Origin of the sequence: Burkholderia dolosa, from assembly GCF_902499135.1 — a bacterium.
Lineage (GTDB): Bacteria > Pseudomonadota > Gammaproteobacteria > Burkholderiales > Burkholderiaceae > Burkholderia > Burkholderia dolosa.
In genome coordinates this window covers 58,227-76,864 of sequence record NZ_CABVPR010000007.1, presented here as the reverse complement: position 1 = coordinate 76,864, position 18,638 = coordinate 58,227, and the positions used below count along the sequence as shown (strand labels likewise).

16 protein-coding genes and 1 pseudogene are annotated in these 18,638 nt (G+C 63.1%); 11 read left to right on the top strand and 6 right to left on the bottom strand.

From position 1 onward, the window contains the following. Positions 1-128: 128 nt before the first annotated feature. On the top strand, positions 129-1,589 hold the full coding sequence (gene pdxR, locus BUB20358_RS05470; RefSeq protein ID WP_035975585.1) for a MocR-like pyridoxine biosynthesis transcription factor PdxR: 1,461 nt from the start codon (positions 129-131) through the stop codon (positions 1,587-1,589). Positions 1,590-1,873: 284 nt separating this feature from the next. On the opposite strand, the gene BUB20358_RS05465 is transcribed toward pdxR, so the two are convergent. The 3 genes from BUB20358_RS05465 to BUB20358_RS05455 all read right to left on the bottom strand — a co-directional run bounded on the left by BUB20358_RS05465 (position 1,874) and on the right by BUB20358_RS05455 (position 4,809). Further along, on the bottom strand, positions 1,874-2,728 hold the full coding sequence (locus BUB20358_RS05465) for a haloacid dehalogenase type II (RefSeq protein WP_223297007.1): 855 nt from the start codon (positions 2,726-2,728) through the stop codon (positions 1,874-1,876). Between the two features lie 48 nt (positions 2,729-2,776). After that, complete coding sequence (locus BUB20358_RS05460; RefSeq protein WP_223297008.1) at positions 2,777-3,985, bottom strand: MFS transporter; 1,209 nt, start codon at positions 3,983-3,985, stop codon at positions 2,777-2,779. A 92-nt stretch (positions 3,986-4,077) separates the two neighbouring features. Further along, on the bottom strand, positions 4,078-4,809 hold the full coding sequence (locus BUB20358_RS05455) for an SDR family oxidoreductase (protein ID WP_035975588.1): 732 nt from the start codon (positions 4,807-4,809) through the stop codon (positions 4,078-4,080). 121 nt (positions 4,810-4,930) lie between these two features. Here BUB20358_RS05455 and BUB20358_RS05450 point away from each other — a divergent pair, with 121 nt between their 5' ends. After that, positions 4,931-5,842, top strand: a complete 912-nt coding sequence (locus BUB20358_RS05450; RefSeq protein WP_006767173.1) for a LysR family transcriptional regulator — start codon at positions 4,931-4,933, stop codon at positions 5,840-5,842. An 18-nt stretch (positions 5,843-5,860) separates the two neighbouring features. Here BUB20358_RS05450 and BUB20358_RS05445 read toward each other — a convergent pair whose 3' ends face one another. From BUB20358_RS05445 to BUB20358_RS05435, 3 genes are all read right to left on the bottom strand, one after another. After that, positions 5,861-6,883: an LLM class flavin-dependent oxidoreductase gene (locus tag BUB20358_RS05445; protein ID WP_035975590.1), complete on the bottom strand. Its 1,023-nt coding sequence runs from the start codon at positions 6,881-6,883 to the stop codon at positions 5,861-5,863. Positions 6,884-6,985: 102 nt separating this feature from the next. Continuing rightward, on the bottom strand, positions 6,986-7,843 hold the full coding sequence (locus BUB20358_RS05440; protein ID WP_006767176.1) for an oxidoreductase: 858 nt from the start codon (positions 7,841-7,843) through the stop codon (positions 6,986-6,988). Between the two features lie 508 nt (positions 7,844-8,351). Then, entirely contained in the window at positions 8,352-8,903 is a 552-nt protein-coding gene (locus BUB20358_RS05435; protein WP_035976126.1) for a GNAT family N-acetyltransferase, read from the bottom strand. 197 nt (positions 8,904-9,100) lie between these two features. Between BUB20358_RS05435 and BUB20358_RS28760 the strand changes: the two are divergent. The 9 genes and pseudogenes from BUB20358_RS28760 to BUB20358_RS05395 form a co-directional block, all read left to right on the top strand. Continuing rightward, positions 9,101-9,205 (top strand): annotated as a pseudogene (locus tag BUB20358_RS28760) (integrase); the annotation flags it as partial. Between the two features lie 103 nt (positions 9,206-9,308). Beyond that, a complete protein-coding gene (locus BUB20358_RS05430; protein ID WP_123806785.1) occupies positions 9,309-9,587 on the top strand; it encodes a hypothetical protein in 279 nt (92 codons plus the stop codon). 516 nt (positions 9,588-10,103) lie between these two features. After that, a complete protein-coding gene (locus tag BUB20358_RS05425) occupies positions 10,104-12,824 on the top strand; it encodes a TonB-dependent receptor (protein WP_006767178.1) in 2,721 nt (906 codons plus the stop codon). A gap of 63 nt (positions 12,825-12,887) precedes the next feature. Then, complete coding sequence (locus BUB20358_RS05420; protein ID WP_006767179.1) at positions 12,888-13,601, top strand: energy transducer TonB; 714 nt, start codon at positions 12,888-12,890, stop codon at positions 13,599-13,601. Positions 13,602-13,661: 60 nt separating this feature from the next. Further along, entirely contained in the window at positions 13,662-14,561 is a 900-nt protein-coding gene (locus tag BUB20358_RS05415) for a MotA/TolQ/ExbB proton channel family protein (RefSeq protein ID WP_006767180.1), read from the top strand. Between the two features lie 13 nt (positions 14,562-14,574). Then, the gene (locus BUB20358_RS05410; RefSeq protein ID WP_006767181.1) at positions 14,575-15,000 is read left to right on the top strand and encodes an ExbD/TolR family protein; all 426 of its coding nucleotides are present in this window, start codon (positions 14,575-14,577) and stop codon (positions 14,998-15,000) included. A gap of 9 nt (positions 15,001-15,009) precedes the next feature. Then, positions 15,010-15,438, top strand: coding sequence for an ExbD/TolR family protein (locus BUB20358_RS05405; protein ID WP_035975593.1), 429 nt, complete (start codon positions 15,010-15,012; stop codon positions 15,436-15,438). A gap of 9 nt (positions 15,439-15,447) precedes the next feature. Then, positions 15,448-16,665: a tetratricopeptide repeat protein gene (locus BUB20358_RS05400; RefSeq protein ID WP_006767183.1), complete on the top strand. Its 1,218-nt coding sequence runs from the start codon at positions 15,448-15,450 to the stop codon at positions 16,663-16,665. Between the two features lie 113 nt (positions 16,666-16,778). Continuing rightward, on the top strand, positions 16,779-18,635 hold the full coding sequence (locus BUB20358_RS05395; RefSeq protein WP_045552387.1) for an extracellular solute-binding protein: 1,857 nt from the start codon (positions 16,779-16,781) through the stop codon (positions 18,633-18,635). Positions 18,636-18,638: the final 3 nt, after the last annotated feature.

The following is an 18,638-nucleotide window of genomic DNA, read 5'->3' as shown; positions in this document are numbered from 1 at the left end:
TTTGGCCATAAAATAACGTCTCTTGGGTCACGGTCGCGGGTTGGTTACTTCCCCTTCGCGCGTGACTCATGACATAACGCGACGTTACTAGCCCGAGATTACGGACAACAGGCCCAAGAATTGGCGAAATGACTGAGCCAAAGACTATGCCCACGCTTGCGATCGAGATAGACCGTACTGCGGCGGCGCCCGTTGGCGAGCAGATCTACGCGAGCCTCAGGCAAGCGATTGTCGACGGCCGTCTTCAACCCGGAAGACGGTTACCCTCTGGAAGGGATCTCGCTGCGCAGCTCGGCGTCGCGCGCGGAACGATTCTGGTGGCCTACGAGCGGCTGGCTTCCGAGAAGCTAGTGGTCGGCGCAGGCTCCGCCGGCACACGCGTCTGCGCGCAACTTCCTCCGGCGCCAACCGCGACCGAGATTCCGCTCGATGGGCCACTGGATGCCTTTACACGACCGTATTCGAGCGCGCCACTACCGTTCCAGATGGGCGTACCGGCTCACGATGCATTCCCCGCCAAGGTCTGGGCTCGAATGCGAGCGCGGGCTGTCCGTGCGGACGCAACCGGATACACGACCTACGCCGACCCTCGCGGCGAGCGCGACTTGCGCGCACAGATTGCCAGTCACCTGGCCATCAGCCGACAGATTCAATGCCATCCCGATCAAGTTATTGTGACCAGTGGATACCGTCACGGACTGATGCTTACACTGATCGCGCTCAGAGTTCACGGTCGCACCGCGTGGATCGAAGAACCGGGCTATCCGATCGGAAGGAAAGCTCTGGAGCTGGCGGGCCTTACGGTTGCCCCCATCTCCGTAGATGTCGAGGGATTACGTGTCGAGGAAGGCATCGCTCGTGCTGCGCATGCCGCGTTAGCGCTGGTCACGCCCGGCCAACATGCGCCGCTGGGCGTCGCCCTCTCGCCGATGAGAAGACGTGCCCTGCTCGAATGGGCTGAAGCAAAGGATGCCTGGATCATCGAAGATGACTACCTGGGCGAACTACAGTTGGTCGGACGGGCGGCGCCTGCCCTGGCTGCGGGTGATGGCGCGCAACGCGTGATCCACATCGGCGCATTCAGTAAGACAATCAGCCCCGCGCTGGGCCTCGGCTTCGTCGTCGCGCCGCGCGCACTGGCCGAACGCATTGTCGAAACAGTTTCAGTAATGGCACCCGCTCCGAATAGGACGACACAGCTGGCACTAACGGAGTTTCTCGCAGATGGGCACTTCATGCGCCACCTCCGACACATGAAGAAGGTCTACGCTGAGCGCCGCCATCTCGCTGTTGAACTGCTCAGAAAGCGATTCACGGAGGTCGTGGAATCGGGATTGGGGTTGATTGTCAAGTTGCCTAATGGCGTCGATGACCTGGAAATCGTTCATTCCGCGCGCAAGCAAAATCTTGCACCGTCAGCGCTGTCTGCGTGGTACCTGCGGACAGAGCTCGCGAGGAACGGCCTACTTTTGAGCGTAACGAATCTTCGGCCCGACAACATCCGTGCGGCGTGTGATGCGCTCGAAGCTGTTGTTTCAGCACGCATATCGCAACATCGAGGCGTCGGTGCAAGCCATCGTTTCTTTTGATCGGCTTGGAGGGACCGGTATTGAGAGCTTAGCGGTCATCCGTCTCAGCATATCTGCGCTCCACTTCGGGTCGTGAGTACGCACTGCCGACTGGCCGCTTCCGGGAAGCGGAATTCCACTGGCCGCTTTCCGGCGATGAATTTGAAGAGCGGGCTGACGCAGCCCGACCCATTCCCGTCATCTGCCCAACCTCGGCCGATGTCTGCGACGTGACCGACAGCGGACGTCCGTGGGCCGCGTGATCGGCCCATCGAGGCTCGCGATCTTTACCGGGCTGATCTGTTTCAACCGCGATCGAGGAGCGACACGAGTTGCGGTAAATCGGAGGCGATAACATCGATGTATGACTCCGGCAACGTGTCGACCTTGGTCGCGGGACCGTTTTCAAAAGGACGCGGAACAAATGCCGTGAGCAGGCCGCTGCGCTTGGCCGCCATCAGGTCCCACTTGTGAGCAGACACCAGCATGATCTCGCCCGGTACAAGGCCGAGATACTCAGAAGCGAGTCGGTAGACACGCGGATCAGGCTTGAACGCGTGCACCAGTTCGCCGGTGAGGATCGCATCAAAGGGCAGTCCTTCGCGTTTGACGAGGCCTATCATTCCCGCCATCGACGCATTCGTCAGCGTTGCAACCACGAATGCCTTACGCAGCGATGTTAGTCCTGTCAGCGTATCGGACCATGGTGTCATCGTTTCCCAGACGTCGAGCAAGCGGGTCTTGTCCTCGTCGGAAAGCGTATTGCCGCCTGGGTAACGCGTAAGTAACGAAGGCAACACCTCGGCATAAACAGCGCGATTGGGTTGCCACGGCTTGCGCCCGGCGGCGATCTCGACGATAGCGTCATGTGCCGCAGCGCTCCACCGTCCCGCAAAAGTCGACCAGTCCTGAAGCCGCGGCGCGACTGCAGGGAGGTGGGCCAGTTCATGCATCATCGGATCATAGAAGTTGAAGACGGTGCCTTGCATATCGAAGACAAGTGCCTTGGGTCGAATGGTGTCGTGTGCAGTTGTCATTGCGGCTCCTGACGGTGACAGCGTGTGAGCGAGTGTGGCGGCGGAAACGAACGGCAGCGATGCGAGAAGCTGCACGAAACGCCGTCGTCCGGGTTGCAGTACATGAGGCTTCGATACGTTCATGATGTTTCTCGTTGCATGATTCGGTGTCGTCGAGTGGGGCGCTGGTGTTTAGCACCGTCCCAGCGCGTTTCGGGCAGGCGCGGCAGCCGGACGCTCCGACCATCGATACGTCGCGACAACTGCGATTCCCACCACCGCCAGAGCCACGCCGGCGTACACCGTCGTGAGGACGTTGACGCCTGCCAGCGTCAGTCCGCCGAGGAAGGACCCGCCAGAGATGCCGAGGTTGAACGTAGCGACGTTGAGCCCCGCCGCCGTACCGACCGCCTCCGGCGCCACATGTCGAGCCACGAGCACGACGGTAGCCTGCATGATGGGAGGAACGGCGAAGGCGAACGCGCCCCACACAAACAGGTTGACCAACACCAGCACAGGATGCTGTGCGGTAAGCCAGAGCGCGGCGACCGACGCGGCGATGCCGGCTAGCGCGATGTTTATGCTGAGCTTCGGGCCATATCGGTCGGAGAGGCGCCCGCCGCCGCTCGTCCCCACCACCGAGCCGAGTCCGAACACCATCAGCCCGAGAGTGACGCCCTTACTTCCGAACCCCGTGGTATGGACCAATAGCGGCGACAGGTAGGTAAAGACGGCGAACGTTGCGCCCATGCCGAGAGCGGTGATCGCATACAGCGGCATCAACGTATGGTCCTTCAGCAAAGCGAGCTGCGAGAGAATGGTGCCGGCACTGCGCTGAGCGGCAACCACGGGCAGAAGCCGCCAGAGGCCGATACTCGCCAGCGCGCCCATGGCAGCCACTACGAGAAACGGCAGCCGCCAGCTCATCAGATCGCCGAGCCACGTTCCGCCGGGGACGCCAGTCACCATCGCGACCGTCAGGCCGCTTACCATGATCGCCACGGCCCTGCCTGACTTTTGCGTCGGCACGAGCGCCATGGCAACGGTTGTCCCGAGGCCGAAGAACACGCCGTGTGAGACTGCCATGACGATCCGGATCGCGAGCAGCGCCGGAAAGGATGACGAAAGTCCCGCCGCCAGATTGCACAGCGTGAAGAAGGTCATCAGCGCTAGCAGCAATGCGCGGCGCGGCAGGCGCGCGGTCAACGCTGACACTACAGGCGTGCCGACCGTAATGGCAAGCGCGTAGAAACTCACCAGCAGACCGGCCGTCGACACGGAGATACCGAAAGCTCTTGCAATGTCGGGCAACAAGCCGACGATGACGAATTCCGTCGTTCCGATTGCGAACGCGGCGAACGCGAGAGAAAACACTGCTGCGGGCATGATGAACTCCTCCATGAAGTCATTCGGGCTGGCTTCGCAGTGATTGGCGCGCGGACGGGTCAGAGGCCCTCTGGCCCGTTGGCGCTCAGCCACCGCAGCGCCACGCTTCAGAAGTCCTGAACGGTGGGACGAATCACGATTTCGTTGACGTCGACCGAACCAGGTTGCTCGATTGCGTAAGCGATGGCTTGCGCGATGGCGTCAGCGGGAATCGCCATCTTGTAGAAGTCGACGACAAAATTCCGGCTGTCGTCGTGGCCCGAACCGAACTTCAGTTCAGTGTCGATCGCGCCCGGTGAAATGACGGTCGTGCGGATGTTGCCGCCCACTTCGTGCCGCAGACCTTCGGAGATCGCGCGGACCGCGAACTTCGTTCCCGAATAAACCGTGCCTCCGGGGCTGAAGACCTTCAGACCCACGACCGACGCAATATTGACGAAGTGGCCCGACTGCTGTTTTTCGAAAACCGGCAGCGCCGCGGCGACACCGTACAGGAGGCCCTTGATGTTGATGTCGATCATCCGGTCCCACTCGTCAGTCTTGCGCAGCGACAGTGGCGCGATCGCCATCAGACCCGCGTTGTTCACCATCACGTCGAGGCGGCCGTGTTGCGATACGACGTCATTGATTAGGCGGTTGACCTGCTCCTGATCCGTCACATCGACTTGATGAACCGACACTTGCCCGCCTTTCGCCACGATCTCCGCGGCAACGCGTTGAAGCTTGTCCAGGCGGCGGGCGGCCAGAGCCACAGTGGCGCCTTTGGAGGCAAGAAGTTTGGCGGTGGCTTCACCGATTCCGCTCGAAGCACCAGTAATGACGACGACTTTGTTTGCCATGATTTCTCTCCAGGAAGTTGAACTGCGTGAAGAGAAGTCTCGTCCCGACGAGCATTTTTGATTAGACTGGAATATATGGAATGTCTTTTCCACAGTTGCAAAAATCGCCACCACGCCATCCATGACCGCACTCGCCGACCTGAACGACATCGCCGTCTTTGTACGGGTAGCGCAATTCGAGAGCTTCAGCCGGGCCGCGCGTGCGCTCGGCATGCCCGTGTCGACCGTCAGCCGCAAGGTGAGCGCGCTCGAAGAAAGACTCGGCGCGACGCTGTTGCAACGCACGACCCGCAAGCTCAGCCTGACTGCGCAGGGCCGCGCCTACTTCGATCAATGCAGCGAGCCGCTGAGTCATCTGTACGACGCGGAGCGCGTGATCACTCAGACGCAGAAGAAGCCGGAGGGCGTGCTACGCATCTCCGGTCCCGTGATGCTCGAACAGGAGCCGTTTTACGCGTTCCTGTCGGCATTCTTGAAGGATTACCCGCAAATCCAGGTGGATCTGTACTTCACGAACGCGTTTATCGACCTGATCGCCGAAAACGTCGACATCGCGATCCGCTTCGGTGAATTGCAGGACTCGAGCCTCGTCGCGCAACGCGTGGGAAGAAGTGTGCGGCAGCTCGTCGTCTCGGCCGACTATGCGCGAACCCACACCCTCCCGTCGCGGCCCGAGGAATTGAGCCAGCATCCCTGCGTGCTGATCAACGCCCGCAACAACGAGACGGAGTGGCAACTGGTCAGCCGCCGCAAAGCGGTCAAGGTACACGTCAGCGGCCCCGTCGCCGCGCGCGACTTTCACATCGTCCATGCATTCGCGCTTCGCGGACACGGGATCGCGCTGCTTCCGTCGAGCTATTGCGATCCGCATATTGCCAGCGGAGAGTTGGTGCATGTGCTGCCCGAATGGTCGTCACCGGAGATATTCGTGCATGCCGTCTATCCGACGCGGCGCTTCATGCCGTCGAAGTTGAAGGCGTTCCTCGATGCACTTAAAGCGTGGGAGGGACCGCTATGGCTTCCGCTGCGTTGAAGCCAAAGCGATCTTGTACTATCGCCAGCCAAGCGCAGGGGCAACGTGCGTGAGGATCGATTCGATCACATGTGCGCAGTACTCCACGCCGAGTTGATTCGGGACGGTCAACAGTAGCGTGTCGGCTTCCGTAATGGCCTCGTCGGCTGCGAGTTGCCTGACGAGCGCGTCTGGCTCTGCCGCATAACTGCGGCCGAAAACTGTCCGGATGTTGCCGTCCAGCAGTCCGATCGTGTCGTCGCTGTTCGCATCGCGTCCAAAGTACATGCGGTCGCGATCGTTCATCAGCGCAAAGATGCTGCGACTCACCGACACGCGCGGCTTGCGCGCGTGTCCGGCTTCCTTCCACGCCTGCCGATAGGCGCGAATCTGCTCCGCCTGCTGGACATGAAGCGGACGGCCCGACTCGTCGTTTTTCAGTGTTGAGCATTGCAGGTTCATGCCCATACCGGCTGCCCAGACCGCGGTGGCGTCCGATCCCGAGCCCCACCAGATGCGATCGCGCAACCCTTCGGAATGGGGCTCGACGCGTAGCAGGCCCGGCGGGTTGGCAAACATCGGTCGGGGATTTGGCTCGGCGAAACCTTCGCCGCGCAGCACTTCGTAGAACACTTCCGTGTGTCGACGGGCCAGATCGACGTGCGTCTCACCCTCGCCCGGCGCATAGCCGAAATAGCGCCAGCCGTCGATCACCTGTTCGCCGGAGCCGCGGCTGATGCCGAGTTGCAGGCGTCCGCCGGCGATGAGGTCGGCCGCGCCCGCATCCTCGGCCATGTAGAGCGGGTTCTCGTACCTCATGTCGATGACGGCTGTGCCAATTTCGATGCGGCTGGTTCTCGCGCCCACAGCCGCCAGCAACGGAAATGGCGACGCGAGCTGGCGCGCGAAATGGTGCACGCGGAAAAACGCGCCATCCGCGCCGAGTTGCTCAGCTGCAACCGCGAGGTCGATGGATTGGAGTAGGACGTCGGAAGCCGAACGCGTGAGCGAGTGTGACGAAGCAGACCAATGGCCAAACGATAGAAAACCGATTTTCTTCATGTCATTGTCGCGAGCAAGCTTGAAAGGGCGATGACCGCATCTTGTCCGAATCGGGCAGACGCCGCTCAAACGCGCGCTGTCTGCCCGTTCTTTCTTTGCGGCTCAGGCCGGGAAGTCGGTGGATGCTGAAAGCGCCTTCCAGGTTTCCGTTTCGGCAGTTACGTACGCGTTCTTTTCCGCGAGCGCCTTGAGCGTGTCCGTGCCGAGCGGCAAACGCAGCGGTGGCGTCTCTGCATCGACGAGCCTGACCATCGCGGTTGCCAGTTTTGCGGGATCGCCTGGCTGATTGTGATTGATTTCACCCGCGAGGTGCCGCAGTTTGCCCGACGTCTCTTCATAGTCGCTAATGATCGTCTTGCCGACGACCAGCGACGACGCATCCAGAAAGTCCGTGCGAAAAAAGCCAGGTTCGATCATGGTCGCGTGAATGCCGAGCGGCTTGAGTTCGGCATGCAGTGCTTCGGTGATACCTTCCACGGCGAACTTCGTCGAACTGTACACGCCGACGCCTGCCGCCGCCTGATAGCCGACGATGGACGACGTGTTGATCACGTGACCCGAACGCTGTTTGCGCATTACCGGCAGCACGACACGTGTGACGTTGAGCAAGCCAAACACGTTTGTCTCGTAGATGCGGCGAACCTCGGCATCGCTCGATTCCTCGACGGCCGCGAGCAAACCGAAGCCCGCGTTGTTGACCAGCACGTCGATGCGACCGAACTTATCGACCGCGGCTTCGACGGCCGCCTTCGCCTGTGCCTCGTTTGTCACGTCGAGGACAACGGAGAGCAATGCGGGCGGCGCTCCTAGCCTCTCGGTGATCGCCGCGGCGTTGCGGCCGGTCGCGACGACAGCGTTGCCATCGTCGAGCGCGGCTTGCGCGATCAGTGCGCCCAGACCGCGCGATGCGCCGGTGACGAACCAGACGCGCTTGAATTGCTGCGTGGTCGTGATGTTCATGGTCCTTCTCCTTTCGCGATGGATGTCAAGTGCGTGGGGAAGACTGTCGGTCGGACGGGGACTTTTGATTAGACGGGCATGGGTGGAATGACTTTTCCGTCAATGGAAAAATCGCCCGAACGAACCGACATTCCCAGAGTCAGGCGGCGCGAATGTCGACCAAATTGGATATGGCACGTCCACGGCAACGCGGTGTCCGGTATGTGGGTGACAACGGCCGTGCTATTCACCGCGGCGGGTGTCTCTTGATGGCCGATCGGGTGAGGTCGCCAACGGCCGCTTATCGGCACTCCACTCCGCAAAACCTGGATTTGGCTGGCTGACCGGTTCGGAGAAACTTATCTGACCGGAGTGGGTCGATCTGCGCCGGTCGCGCGTTACAGGGCGGCGGCCGGCCGCGTTCGGCCAGTTCCGGTCACTGGTTGCCACCGCGTAAATTGGTGGCAACGCGATCGAACCCCTAGTGACAACGGCGCCGCATCAATCCTTGGCGGCAGCCAGTGGCTATCTACGCCCGGCGATCGCTTTTGAGCAGCCCGTACAGAGCGCTATCCGACACATCATCGCCAACAATCCAGCGTTCACGCAACAACCCTTCGCGGATAAATCCGAGCCGTTCGAGAAGACGCGCCAAGGCTACATTGCGCGGGTCGATATCCGCCTCAATTCGGCGCAAGTTCAGCGTGCCAAATGCGTGCTCGATCAACGCGGAGGCGGCCTCACTCATATAGCCACCGCCCCAATGATTACGTTGCAGACTAAAGCCTATTTCTGCACGTCGGCATTGCTCGTCGGCATAAAAGAGAGCGCAGTCCCCGAGGACTTCGCCTGTGGTCCGCAATTCGAGCGCACAAATAAGATCCTCGCCGTTAGCGGATGTCCTCAGTTTACGCGTGACGCGATTTCTCGCCTGATCCAAACAAGTCATCGGCAGAAATGGCAAATAGCGCGCCGCGTCCGCGTCCGACCAGATTGCGAACAGCGCTTGCGCGTCTTCATCACGAAGCGGTCGCAGAACGAGTCGAGGGGTAGTCAGCGTGACGGGTTCAAATAAAGGCATGTCGGCGAGCAGGCGCAGAATGTAGAGGGCCAATTAAAACAGCCGAATCTCGTACCAGCAACTGCATGCATCGAACCGCATGGTGGCGCGGCGTGCGTGAGTCCGATTTCGGGATTTGAATCGGTCTCTTCAGGGTCGACCTGCGACCGCCCGACGCGGCGCACACTCAATCCCCATTCACTTGAAAGGAGATTGTCATGGAATCCGAGAATGTTGTGGTAATCCCCCGCGTCCCGTGGAACAAGGGCAAGCTTATCGGGCAGAAGCCGCCGCTAAAGTTTCGGGAAATCTGGGCGATTCGGATGTAGCCCGACGGGGCAACCCGCAGGACCGTGCAGATCGGCTCGATCCTGACGGTGTGGCGATGCCGATCACGTGCCCGGACTGTTGCGATGCGAAGCATTCGTGCTCGCCCTGCGCGTCGCCGATCTTCCGCGACAAGAAACGCTATGTGCCGGACAAACCGTGCGGCTGGCGTACTTCAGTTTCCTCGATCGGCGGCACGTCGGACCGGTCGACGATCGAACGGCAACCCCGTTCTCGACGGCGCCCGCCTCTGCGAAACAAAAAAGTTCGGCTGACGCGCGGCGCCGTGTGCTCCATTGCGGCGCATTCGCGAGCGAGCGAGAAAAGCCGCCGAACAAGGAAGACAGGACAACGGTCGCGGCCGGTGATCCATATTGATTTTTATCCGCACCAAGCGAGTGCGCTTAATGCACCTAAACAAAGTTTTGTAGCATCAAATATTTTTTGACGCTCCGATTCTGTCCTGCTATGTTCGCGTCCAACGTAAAACTTTGGCAATGAACGGTAATGAAAGCGCCGTGCATTAAGGCTTTCAAAGCGAATACGTAAAGCAGCTCTTCGACGGGCGACTGACGTTCCCTGGTAGCGCGTACGCTCTATTTGATGAAGCGCCATGGTGCAAATGCGCCAGGGTGCAGGTCGTCTGCAGCCGTTCGATGCAGGGAAAGGCTCATCCCATGTAATTACGGATGTTAATTACGTACGAATGCATTTATTGAATTTCCGATTCTTTCTTATTGATAACGGCGGAAAGAGCATTGAAAGAAATAAGCAGGCGAATGGAATGGTTTTGAGAGTCGAATGATGAAGCGGTAATGCGGGGCAACGCTATCGAAAGGCCGGCGAATCTCCGCGCATACAAAAAGTCAGGCCTTGCGACGACAAAGGGGTGTTATGAAACCAACGGCTTTGGGATCGGCAATACGCAGCATCGCGTGGGCTGAAGTCGCGTTGACGGCGGCTTTGGGTACCTCCGCTTACGCGCAGACAACGCCTGTCGACGGGAGCGTCGCCGCCGAGCAAACCGGCAGCACGGCCGCCGCCGCGCCCGCGCCGGCATCGGGCACCGCACCGGGCGGGCAGACGGTGAAAAAGCTCGACAAGTTCGAAGTGACGGGCTCGCTGATCCGCACGTCCGACAAGGTCGGCCACACCGAAGTGCAGGTCATCACCGCGAAGGAGATTCAGCAAAGCGGATACACGACGGTCGCCGATTTCCTGCGTTCGACGTCGGCCAATTCCGCAAGCAGCTGGGGCCAGACGACGATGAACAGCTCGGCGCCGGGCGGCGCCGGCATCGCGTTGCGCGGGCTCAGCGAGAAATACACGCTCGTGCTCGTCGATGGCCAGCGCGTCGCGAACTATGCGCAGTCGGTGAACTTCACCGACACGTTCTTCGATGTCAACTCGATCCCGCTGAACATGGTGGAGCGCGTCGAGATCGTCAAGACCGGCGCGGTATCCGTCTACGGCTCGGACGCGATCGCGGGCGTCGTCAACATCATCACGAAAAAGAACTTCCAGGGCCTGCAGATCGACGGCCAGCTCGGCAAGGCGCAGCATCCGGGCGACGGGCAAGGCAACTTCAGCGTACTGGCCGGCGTCGGCGATCTGAATTCGGATCGCTTCAACATCACCGCGGCGGCCAGCTACTACCGCGATTCCGGCTCGACGCTCGGCGATCGCGACATGACGTCGGCGCAAGACTTCACCCAGTATCCGGGCGGGCTGGCCGCGCCGCTCGGGCCGAACCAGCAATCGTACTGGTCGCTGGCGGACGGCTCGAAGGTGCCGCTTTCGCCGTGCCCGCCGGGCAGCACGACGAGCGCGACCAATTGCACGTACAACCCGGCCGCGTCGACATCGCTGATTCCGTCCACGACACGCCTGAACGCGAAGGTGCGCGCCACCTTCAAGATCGACGACAACACGCAGGCCTATGCGGGCTTCTGGGTGAGCCGCAATGAAACCATCCAGTTGCAGGGACCGGCGTCGATCTCGAGCACGACGAACATCTACAACCCGTCGACCGGATCCGTTTCGCCGCTGCCGCGCACCGTTCCGGTGAGCAACCCCTATAACCCGTTCGGCGTGCCGACGGCGATCAACCTGACCTTCCCGGGCAACGTCGTCGAGGCGGACACGGTATCGACGTTCTGGATGGCGAACACGGGCGTCAAGGGCTCGTTCGACGCGGGCAGGTTCGGCGCGTGGGACTGGTCGGCCGATTACGGCCACTCGCAGAGCACGGTCGACACGACGTATCACAACCGGATCAACGTCGCGGGCCTCGAGAACATGCTCGCCAACGGCACCTACAACTTCTCGAACCCGGCTTCGACGCCGAACGGTCTGAAGGGCGTGTTCACCGACGACGATCAGCAGGCCATCTCGAAGGTCGACAGCGTGACGGCCAAGGCATCGACGTCGAATCTCTTCACGCTGCCCGGCGGCGCGGTCGGCCTCGGCCTGGGTACCGAGTTCCGCCACGAATCGTCGACGATCAACCCGCAGACGCTCGCGTCGCAGGGCGTAGCCGCGCCTGCGAACGTGCAGACGGTGGAGGGCTCGCGCAACGTCGCCGCCGCGTTCTACCAGGTCGACATTCCGATCCTGCGCAACCTCACGTTCACGCAGGCGGGCCGCTACGATCACTACAGCGACTTCGGCGGCGCGTTTTCGCCGAGCTTTGCGCTGCGCTTTCAGCCGGTGCAAATGCTGACGACGTATGCGTCGTATAGCCGCGGCTTCCGCGCGCCGACCCTCGTCGAGAACTCGCAGGCCGTCTATCTGGCACACCAGAACCTCGTCGATCCGAACGATCCGAGCGGTGTGCCGACGAAGCACTTCACGACCGAGCAAGTCGAGGGCAATCCGAATCTTCAACCCGAGCACACGAAGAACTACAACATCGGCTTCCAGCTTTCGCCCGATGCGACGACCGATATCGGCGCGGCGTTCTACAAGGTGCGCATCGACGGCGTCATCGGCACCGACGATCCGAACGCGGTGCTCGTCGCCAACGATCCGTCCCGCGTCGTGCGCAACGCCGACGGCTCGGTGCGTTACCTCGTTCAGAAGTTCGTGAACCTCGGCGCGCTCGACACCGACGGTTTCGATCTCAACTTCCGCAAAGCGGTGCGCACCAAGTACGGCACGTTCACGCTGGCGGGCGACTGGGCTTATGTGTGGCACTTCAAGCTGCACAGCCCCGGAGCCGCACCGCAGGACTTCGCCGGCAACAACCTTGCGCTGCTGCAGCCGTTCGGCGCGAGCAATCCGCGCTGGAAGGGCAATACGAGCCTGAGCTGGGACTACCGGCAACTGACCACCACGCTGACCTGGCAATACACGGGGCCCTATACGAACGCGGTGGCCGCGGAATTCGGCGACGGCGGCACGGGTTCGGTCGCGTCGTACAGCCAGTTCAACCTGATGTTCAACTACCGCGGCTTCAAGCACTGGACGATCTACGGCGGCATCACGAACCTGTTCGACAAGAAGCCGCCGTTCGACGTCGAGTGGCAAGCCGTGCCCGACATCACCGGCTATGACCAGTCGCTGTACACGGACCTCGGCCGCTTCTTCCAGATCGGGGCGACGTACCGGTTCTGACGGCGAGGAAGCCGCCAGGCGGCAACCGGTCCCGGCGCGCGGCCCGCGCCGGGACGACGAAGGATGAGTATGAAAGTGGAAGGACAACTCTCAGCTGTTACCTCGGCGCCGGCCCAGCCGCCGCGCATCGCCCGGTTCGGGCGAAAGCAGGCGAGCCCCGCGCGGCGCTTCGGCGGCATTGCGGCCGTCGTCGCGCTGCACGTGGTGCTCGTATGGGCGCTCGTCAATGGGCTCGCGAACAAGGTGGTGCACGTGATTCAGCGGCCGATCGAGACCAGGATCATCGAGCCGGTCAAGCCGCCGCCGCCTCTGCCGCTGCCGGTCGTGCAATTGCCGCCGCCGAAATTCGCGCCGCCGCCTCCGCCGTTCGTGCCGCCGCCCGAGGTGCCGGTGCAGGCGCCGCCGCAGCAGACGATCGTTCATCAGGCCGCGCCCGCACCGACTCCGCAGGTCGCGCCGCCCGCGCCGCCGGCGCCCGCGCAGCCGGTCAAGCCCGCGCCGGTGCAGACGGCCATCTCGGTCGTATGCCCGAATTCCGACCAGATCCGCGGCGCGATGGCGTATCCGAAGGAGGCACAGGAGAACGGGGAGACGGGTGACGTGGTTATCGAATTCACCGTCGATCCGCAAGGGCACATCGCCAACGAGCGCGTCGCGCAATCGTCCGATCACGAGAGTCTCGACAGTGCGGCGTTCAAGGCCGTCAAGCGCTTCAACTGCATTGCACAGGGGCAGGCCGTGCGCGTTCAGGTGCCGTTCTCGTTCAACCTGAACTGAGGCGCCGGGCCACCCGCAACCGCCGAACCGAATTTGAACTGAACTGGATTGGAGCAGAACATGAGCAAACGCATTCTTGCCGCTTTCGCCACGAGCATCGTCATCGGCGCGGCCGCTATCGGCACGACCGTCGTGCCCCGCATCGCCTACGCGCAAGGCAGCGAAGCGACGGCCGGCGCACCGGCGCAAGCCGTACCCGCGCCGCAGTCCGCGGCGGCGCAACCTGCCCCCGACGCGGCGTCGCCCGGGGCCGCCGAGACGGTCACGAACCCCTATGGACTCGGTGCGCTCTGGAAGAACGGCGACTTCGTTGCGCGCTTCGTGTTGCTGCTGCTCGTGGTGATGTCGATGGGAAGCTGGTACATCATGGTCACGAAGTTCGTCGAGCAATACCGCGCCAACCGCCGCGCGCGGCACGCCGACGACAATCTGTGGGCCGCACCGTCGCTGGCCGACGGCGTCAAGCAGCTCGACGAGGCGTCGCCGTTTCGCTTCATCGCGCAAACGGCGATCGAGGCGGGCGAGCATCACGACGAGGCGCTGCTCGAAGCGGTCGATCGCAACACGTGGATCGACGTGTCGATCGAGCGCGCGACCACGAGCGTATCCAATCGCCTGCAGGACGGGCTCGCATTCCTCGCTACCGTCGGCTCTACGTCGCCGTTCGTCGGGCTCTTCGGCACCGTGTGGGGGATTTATCACGCGCTGACCGCTATCGGCATCGCGGGGCAAGCGTCGATCGACAAGGTGGCCGGGCCGGTCGGCGAGGCGCTGATCATGACGGCGATCGGCCTGGCCGTCGCGGTGCCGGCGGTGCTCGGCTACAACTTCCTCGTTCGCCGCAACAAGTCGGTGATGGAGCGCGTGCGGGCCTTCGGCGCACAGCTGCACACCGTGCTGCTCGCGAGCGGCAAGCGTACGGCGCGCGCCGGGCTGAAAGCCGCCAACGCGGTCAACTGAGCGGGGTGACGCGATGGCCATGCGCGTTGGCGAAGCGGAAGGCGAAGACGAAGTGATGGCGGACATCAACACGACGCCGCTCGTCGACGTCATGCTGGTGCTGCTCATCATCTTTCTGATCACGATCCCGGTAGTGACCCATACGGTGCCGCTGCAGTTGCCGAAGGAAACGGTGCAACCGCTGCAGACCACGCCCAAGAGCGTCGAGATCGCGATCAATCGCGACGGCGAGTTCTTCTGGAACGAAACCCGTGTCGATGCGGCGTCGCTGCTCGAGCGCCTGAAGGCCGTGTCGGCGATGACGCCGCAGCCCGACGTGCATGTCCGCGGCGACGAGGGTGCGCGCTACGAATTCATCGGACGCGTGGTCACCGCATGCGAGCGGGCCGGCATCGGCAAGGTTTCATTTATCACGCAGCCGCCCGCGCGCGGCGGCTAGGAGGTGACGATGGGAATGAACGTATCTTCGCGCTCGGGCGGCGGCGAGCCGGAAGTGATGGCCGACATCAATACGACGCCGCTCATCGACGTAATGCTCGTGCTGCTGATCATGCTGATCATCACGATTCCGATCCAGATGCATGCGGTGAAGATGAATCTGCCGGTAGGCAACCCGCCGCCGGCCGCGCCGCCGCAGGTCGTGCAGATCGATATCGACTTCGACGGCACGATCACGTGGAACGGTGCGCCGGTCGCGGATCGCGGCGCACTCGAGACGAAGCTCGCGCAGGCGGCGGCACAGCCGGTGCAGCCGGAGATTCATCTGTTGCCGAACAAGCTCGCGCCCTACAAGGTCGTGGCCGAAGTGCTCGCGGCAGCCGAGCGCGAAGGCGCGACGAAGATCGGCCTCGTCGGCAACGAGCAGTACATGCAATAGGGAACGGGAATGCGAACGAACGCTCGACCTTTCGACCGGGCAGTCGCGGCGGCGACGGCAACCGCGGTGCTCGTCGCCGTTGCGCTCGCCGCGATGTGGCCGGCACATGCGCGCGCGGCCGATACGGTGCGGCCCGAGCTCGCCCAGCCGCTCAATGCGGCGCAGGCGCTCTACCGTGCGCGCAAGTACAAGGATGCGCTCGCGAAGCTCGACGCGGCCGCGGCCGTGGCGAACAAGACGCCGTACGAGGTTTCGGTGATCGAGCAGATGCGCGGCGCAGCGGCGATGGCCGCCGGGGACAACGCCACCGCCGCCCGCGCGTACGAATCGCTGCTGAGCGGCGGGCACCTGTCGGGCCAGGACGAGACGCGCATCGACGCGGTGCTCGCCGGCATCCAGTTTCAGCAGCACGATTACGCGCGTGCGATCGCGACCGGACAGCGGTATCTGAAGGCCGGAGGCAGCGATCCACAGATGCGGCTGCTGCTCGCGCAGGCCTACTACCAGTCCAACGATTTCGGCGGCGTCGTGAGGACGCTGAAGCCGGCCATCGACGGGATGATGCGCGCGGGCCAGGCGCCCGACGAAGGACAGCTTCAGCTGCTCGGCACGAGCGCGCAGCGCGCGAAGGACGATGCGGCCTATCGCGATGCGCTCGAAGCGCTCGTTGCCTATCATTCGAAGCCCGCTTACTGGAACGATCTTTTCGCGGCTATCCGCGCGAAACCGGGCTACTCGTCGCGGCTCGATCTCGATCTGTATCGCCTGCGCCGCGTTACCGGCTCGCTTGCCGACGCCGCCGACTATATGGAAATGACGCAGCTCGCGATCGTCGCCGGCACGCCGGCCGAAGCGAAGCAGGTGATCGGCCAGGGGTTCGCGGCGGGCGTGCTCGGCCACGACGCACAGGCCGAGCGCGAAAAACGGCTGCAGGCGCTCGCGGCCAAGCGCGCCGCGGCGCCGGACGACGGCGCGCAACCGGTCGCCGCCATCGACCGGGCATTCAATCGGGTCTTCGCGGGGCAGACCGCAGACGGGATCGCCGCCATGCAGGCGGCGATCGCGAAGGGCGGGCTCGATCACGCCGACGACGCGCAGCTGCATCTGGGTATCGCCTATTACCTCGGTGGACAGAAAGCGCGTGCGCAGCAGGCGTTCAAGGCGGTCAAAGGCACGGACGGCTCCGCCGAACTGGCGCGGCTATGGCTGCTGGTCGCGTCGAAATGATTGCGCGTGCAACGTCGGTCGACGCCCGCGCGGCGCAGCCCTTGCAGCGTGCGGCGGGGCGCTGCGCTGCGCGCACCGCGGCGGCGGGCACCGCCTTCGCTCGTGTCGTCGCGATGCTCGCGATCGCCGTGCCGGCAACTGCCGTATGGCCGGCATCGGCCCGCGCGGTCACGGCGATCGCGCAGTTCGGCAACCCGAAGTACGCGTCCGGCTTCACGCATTTCGACTACGCAGAGCCCGATGCGCCTGCGAACGGCGAACTCGTGTTCACGAACTACAACGAGCAGCAAAGCTACGATTCGATGAACCCGTTCGTCGTTCGCGGTCAACCCGCGCCGGACGTACGCAACCTCATGTTCGATACGCTGATGCAGCGCAGCTGGGACGAACTCGCCAGCGAGTACGCGCTGATCGCCGACGATGTCGAAGTGGCCGCCGACGGCCGCTCGGCGACGTTCCACATCAACCCTGCCGCACGCTTTTCGAACGGCGACGCGATCACGGCTGCCGACGTGAAGTATTCGCTCGACATGCTGAAAAGCCCCGGCGCGTCTCCGTTATACGCGTCGCAGTTCGCCGCGATCCGCCGTGCCGAGGTCGTGGACCGTCTTACCGTGCGATTCGATTTCGTCGATGCGTCGCGCGCATCGGTGCTGATCGCCGGAGACTTGCCCGTGTTTTCGCCGAAGTGGGGCGTGCGGCCGGACGGCACGCGCGTGCCGTTCGACCGGATCGCGACGGAACCGCCCATTGCGAGCGGCCCGTACCTCGTCGAGTCGCGCCCGAACGACAAGACCATCACGTATTACCGAAACCCCGCATATTGGGCATCGGCGCTGCCGTCGCGGCGCGGCATGTACCGCTTTCGCCGCATCACGTTCAAGCTGTACCTCGACCATTACACGCAGCTCGAAGCGCTGAAGGCCGGAGATTCCGACGTGAACGTCGAGTACAGCTCCACGCAGTGGGCGCGCAAATACGTGGGCCGGAATTTCGATAACGGCATGCTGAAGAAAGCGATGTTTCCGGACGGCCCGCCGCAGATGCAGGGCTTCGTCATCAATACGCGCGAGCCGAAGTTCAAGGACCGGCGCGTGCGCGAGGCGCTCGCGCTCGCGTTCGACTACGACTGGATGAACCGGATGATGTTCTACGGCCAGTATCGCCGGCTCGGCAGCTTTTGGCAGGACAGCCCGTTCGGCGCCACGGGCATGCCGAATGCCAAGGAGCTTGCACTGCTCGCGCCGTATCGCGCGTCGTTGCCGCCTGCGGTCTTCGGCCCGATGGTGCAGCCGGCCGGCACGTTGCCGCCGGGGTCGTTGCGTGCCAACCTGCGCCGCGCGCGCGAGCTGCTCGCCGACGCCGGCTGGCATTTTCGCGACGGCGCGCTACGCGATGCGAGCGGCACGCCGATGACGATCGAGATCATCGACGACCAGCCGGGCATGGACCGCGTCATCGTCCCATACACGCAGGCACTGCAGACCCTCGGCATCGACGCGCACATGCGCGAGCTCGACAGCGCGATCTACCAGAAGCGGCTCGACAACTTCCAGTTCGACATGACGACCTATATCTATCCGCCCGTGACGATTCCCGGCATCGAGCTCGAGCGCCGCTTCGGGAGTGCGGCGGCGTCGCAGCCCGGCTCCGAAAACTATCCGGGCATCCGTTCCGCGGCCGTCGACGCGCTCGTGCGCGCGGCCGTTTCCGCCACGACGCTCGACGATCTCGCGGCCGCCACGCGTGCGCTCGATCGCGTGCTCGTGAACGAGTACTACCTCGTGCCTCAGTACTACATGCCGAACGCGCGCATCGCGTACAAGTCGGCGCTCGGCCATCCGCCGGTCGTGCCCGACAGCTATCAGTACGAGGACTGGGTGATCGACTATTGGTATCGCCGCCCGTCTGCGGCCGCAAAGGTTGCGCCGGCGGCTGCGCAGCCGGCGCCGTTCACCCGCGATCGATGAGGC

Bases quoted from the DNA above. Each gene is read 5' to 3' on its own strand.
- BUB20358_RS05460 (WP_223297008.1), bottom strand. From the start codon at position 3,985: ATGGAGGAGTTCATCATGCCCGCAGCAGTGTTTTCTCTCGCGTTCGCC.
- pdxR (WP_035975585.1), top strand. From the start codon at position 129: ATGACTGAGCCAAAGACTATGCCCACGCTTGCGATCGAGATAGACCGT.
- BUB20358_RS05415 (WP_006767180.1), top strand. From the start codon at position 13,662: ATGAGCAAACGCATTCTTGCCGCTTTCGCCACGAGCATCGTCATCGGC.
- BUB20358_RS05465 (WP_223297007.1), bottom strand. From the start codon at position 2,728: ATGAACGTATCGAAGCCTCATGTACTGCAACCCGGACGACGGCGTTTC.
- BUB20358_RS05400 (WP_006767183.1), top strand. From the start codon at position 15,448: ATGCGAACGAACGCTCGACCTTTCGACCGGGCAGTCGCGGCGGCGACG.
- BUB20358_RS05450 (WP_006767173.1), top strand. From the start codon at position 4,931: ATGACCGCACTCGCCGACCTGAACGACATCGCCGTCTTTGTACGGGTA.
- BUB20358_RS05455 (WP_035975588.1), bottom strand. From the start codon at position 4,809: ATGGCAAACAAAGTCGTCGTCATTACTGGTGCTTCGAGCGGAATCGGT.
- BUB20358_RS05395 (WP_045552387.1), top strand. From the start codon at position 16,779: ATGCTCGCGATCGCCGTGCCGGCAACTGCCGTATGGCCGGCATCGGCC.
- BUB20358_RS05405 (WP_035975593.1), top strand. From the start codon at position 15,010: ATGGGAATGAACGTATCTTCGCGCTCGGGCGGCGGCGAGCCGGAAGTG.
- BUB20358_RS05420 (WP_006767179.1), top strand. From the start codon at position 12,888: ATGAGTATGAAAGTGGAAGGACAACTCTCAGCTGTTACCTCGGCGCCG.
- BUB20358_RS05425 (WP_006767178.1), top strand. From the start codon at position 10,104: ATGAAACCAACGGCTTTGGGATCGGCAATACGCAGCATCGCGTGGGCT.
- BUB20358_RS05435 (WP_035976126.1), bottom strand. From the start codon at position 8,903: ATGCCTTTATTTGAACCCGTCACGCTGACTACCCCTCGACTCGTTCTG.
- BUB20358_RS05445 (WP_035975590.1), bottom strand. From the start codon at position 6,883: ATGAAGAAAATCGGTTTTCTATCGTTTGGCCATTGGTCTGCTTCGTCA.
- BUB20358_RS05440 (WP_006767176.1), bottom strand. From the start codon at position 7,843: ATGAACATCACGACCACGCAGCAATTCAAGCGCGTCTGGTTCGTCACC.
- BUB20358_RS05410 (WP_006767181.1), top strand. From the start codon at position 14,575: ATGGCCATGCGCGTTGGCGAAGCGGAAGGCGAAGACGAAGTGATGGCG.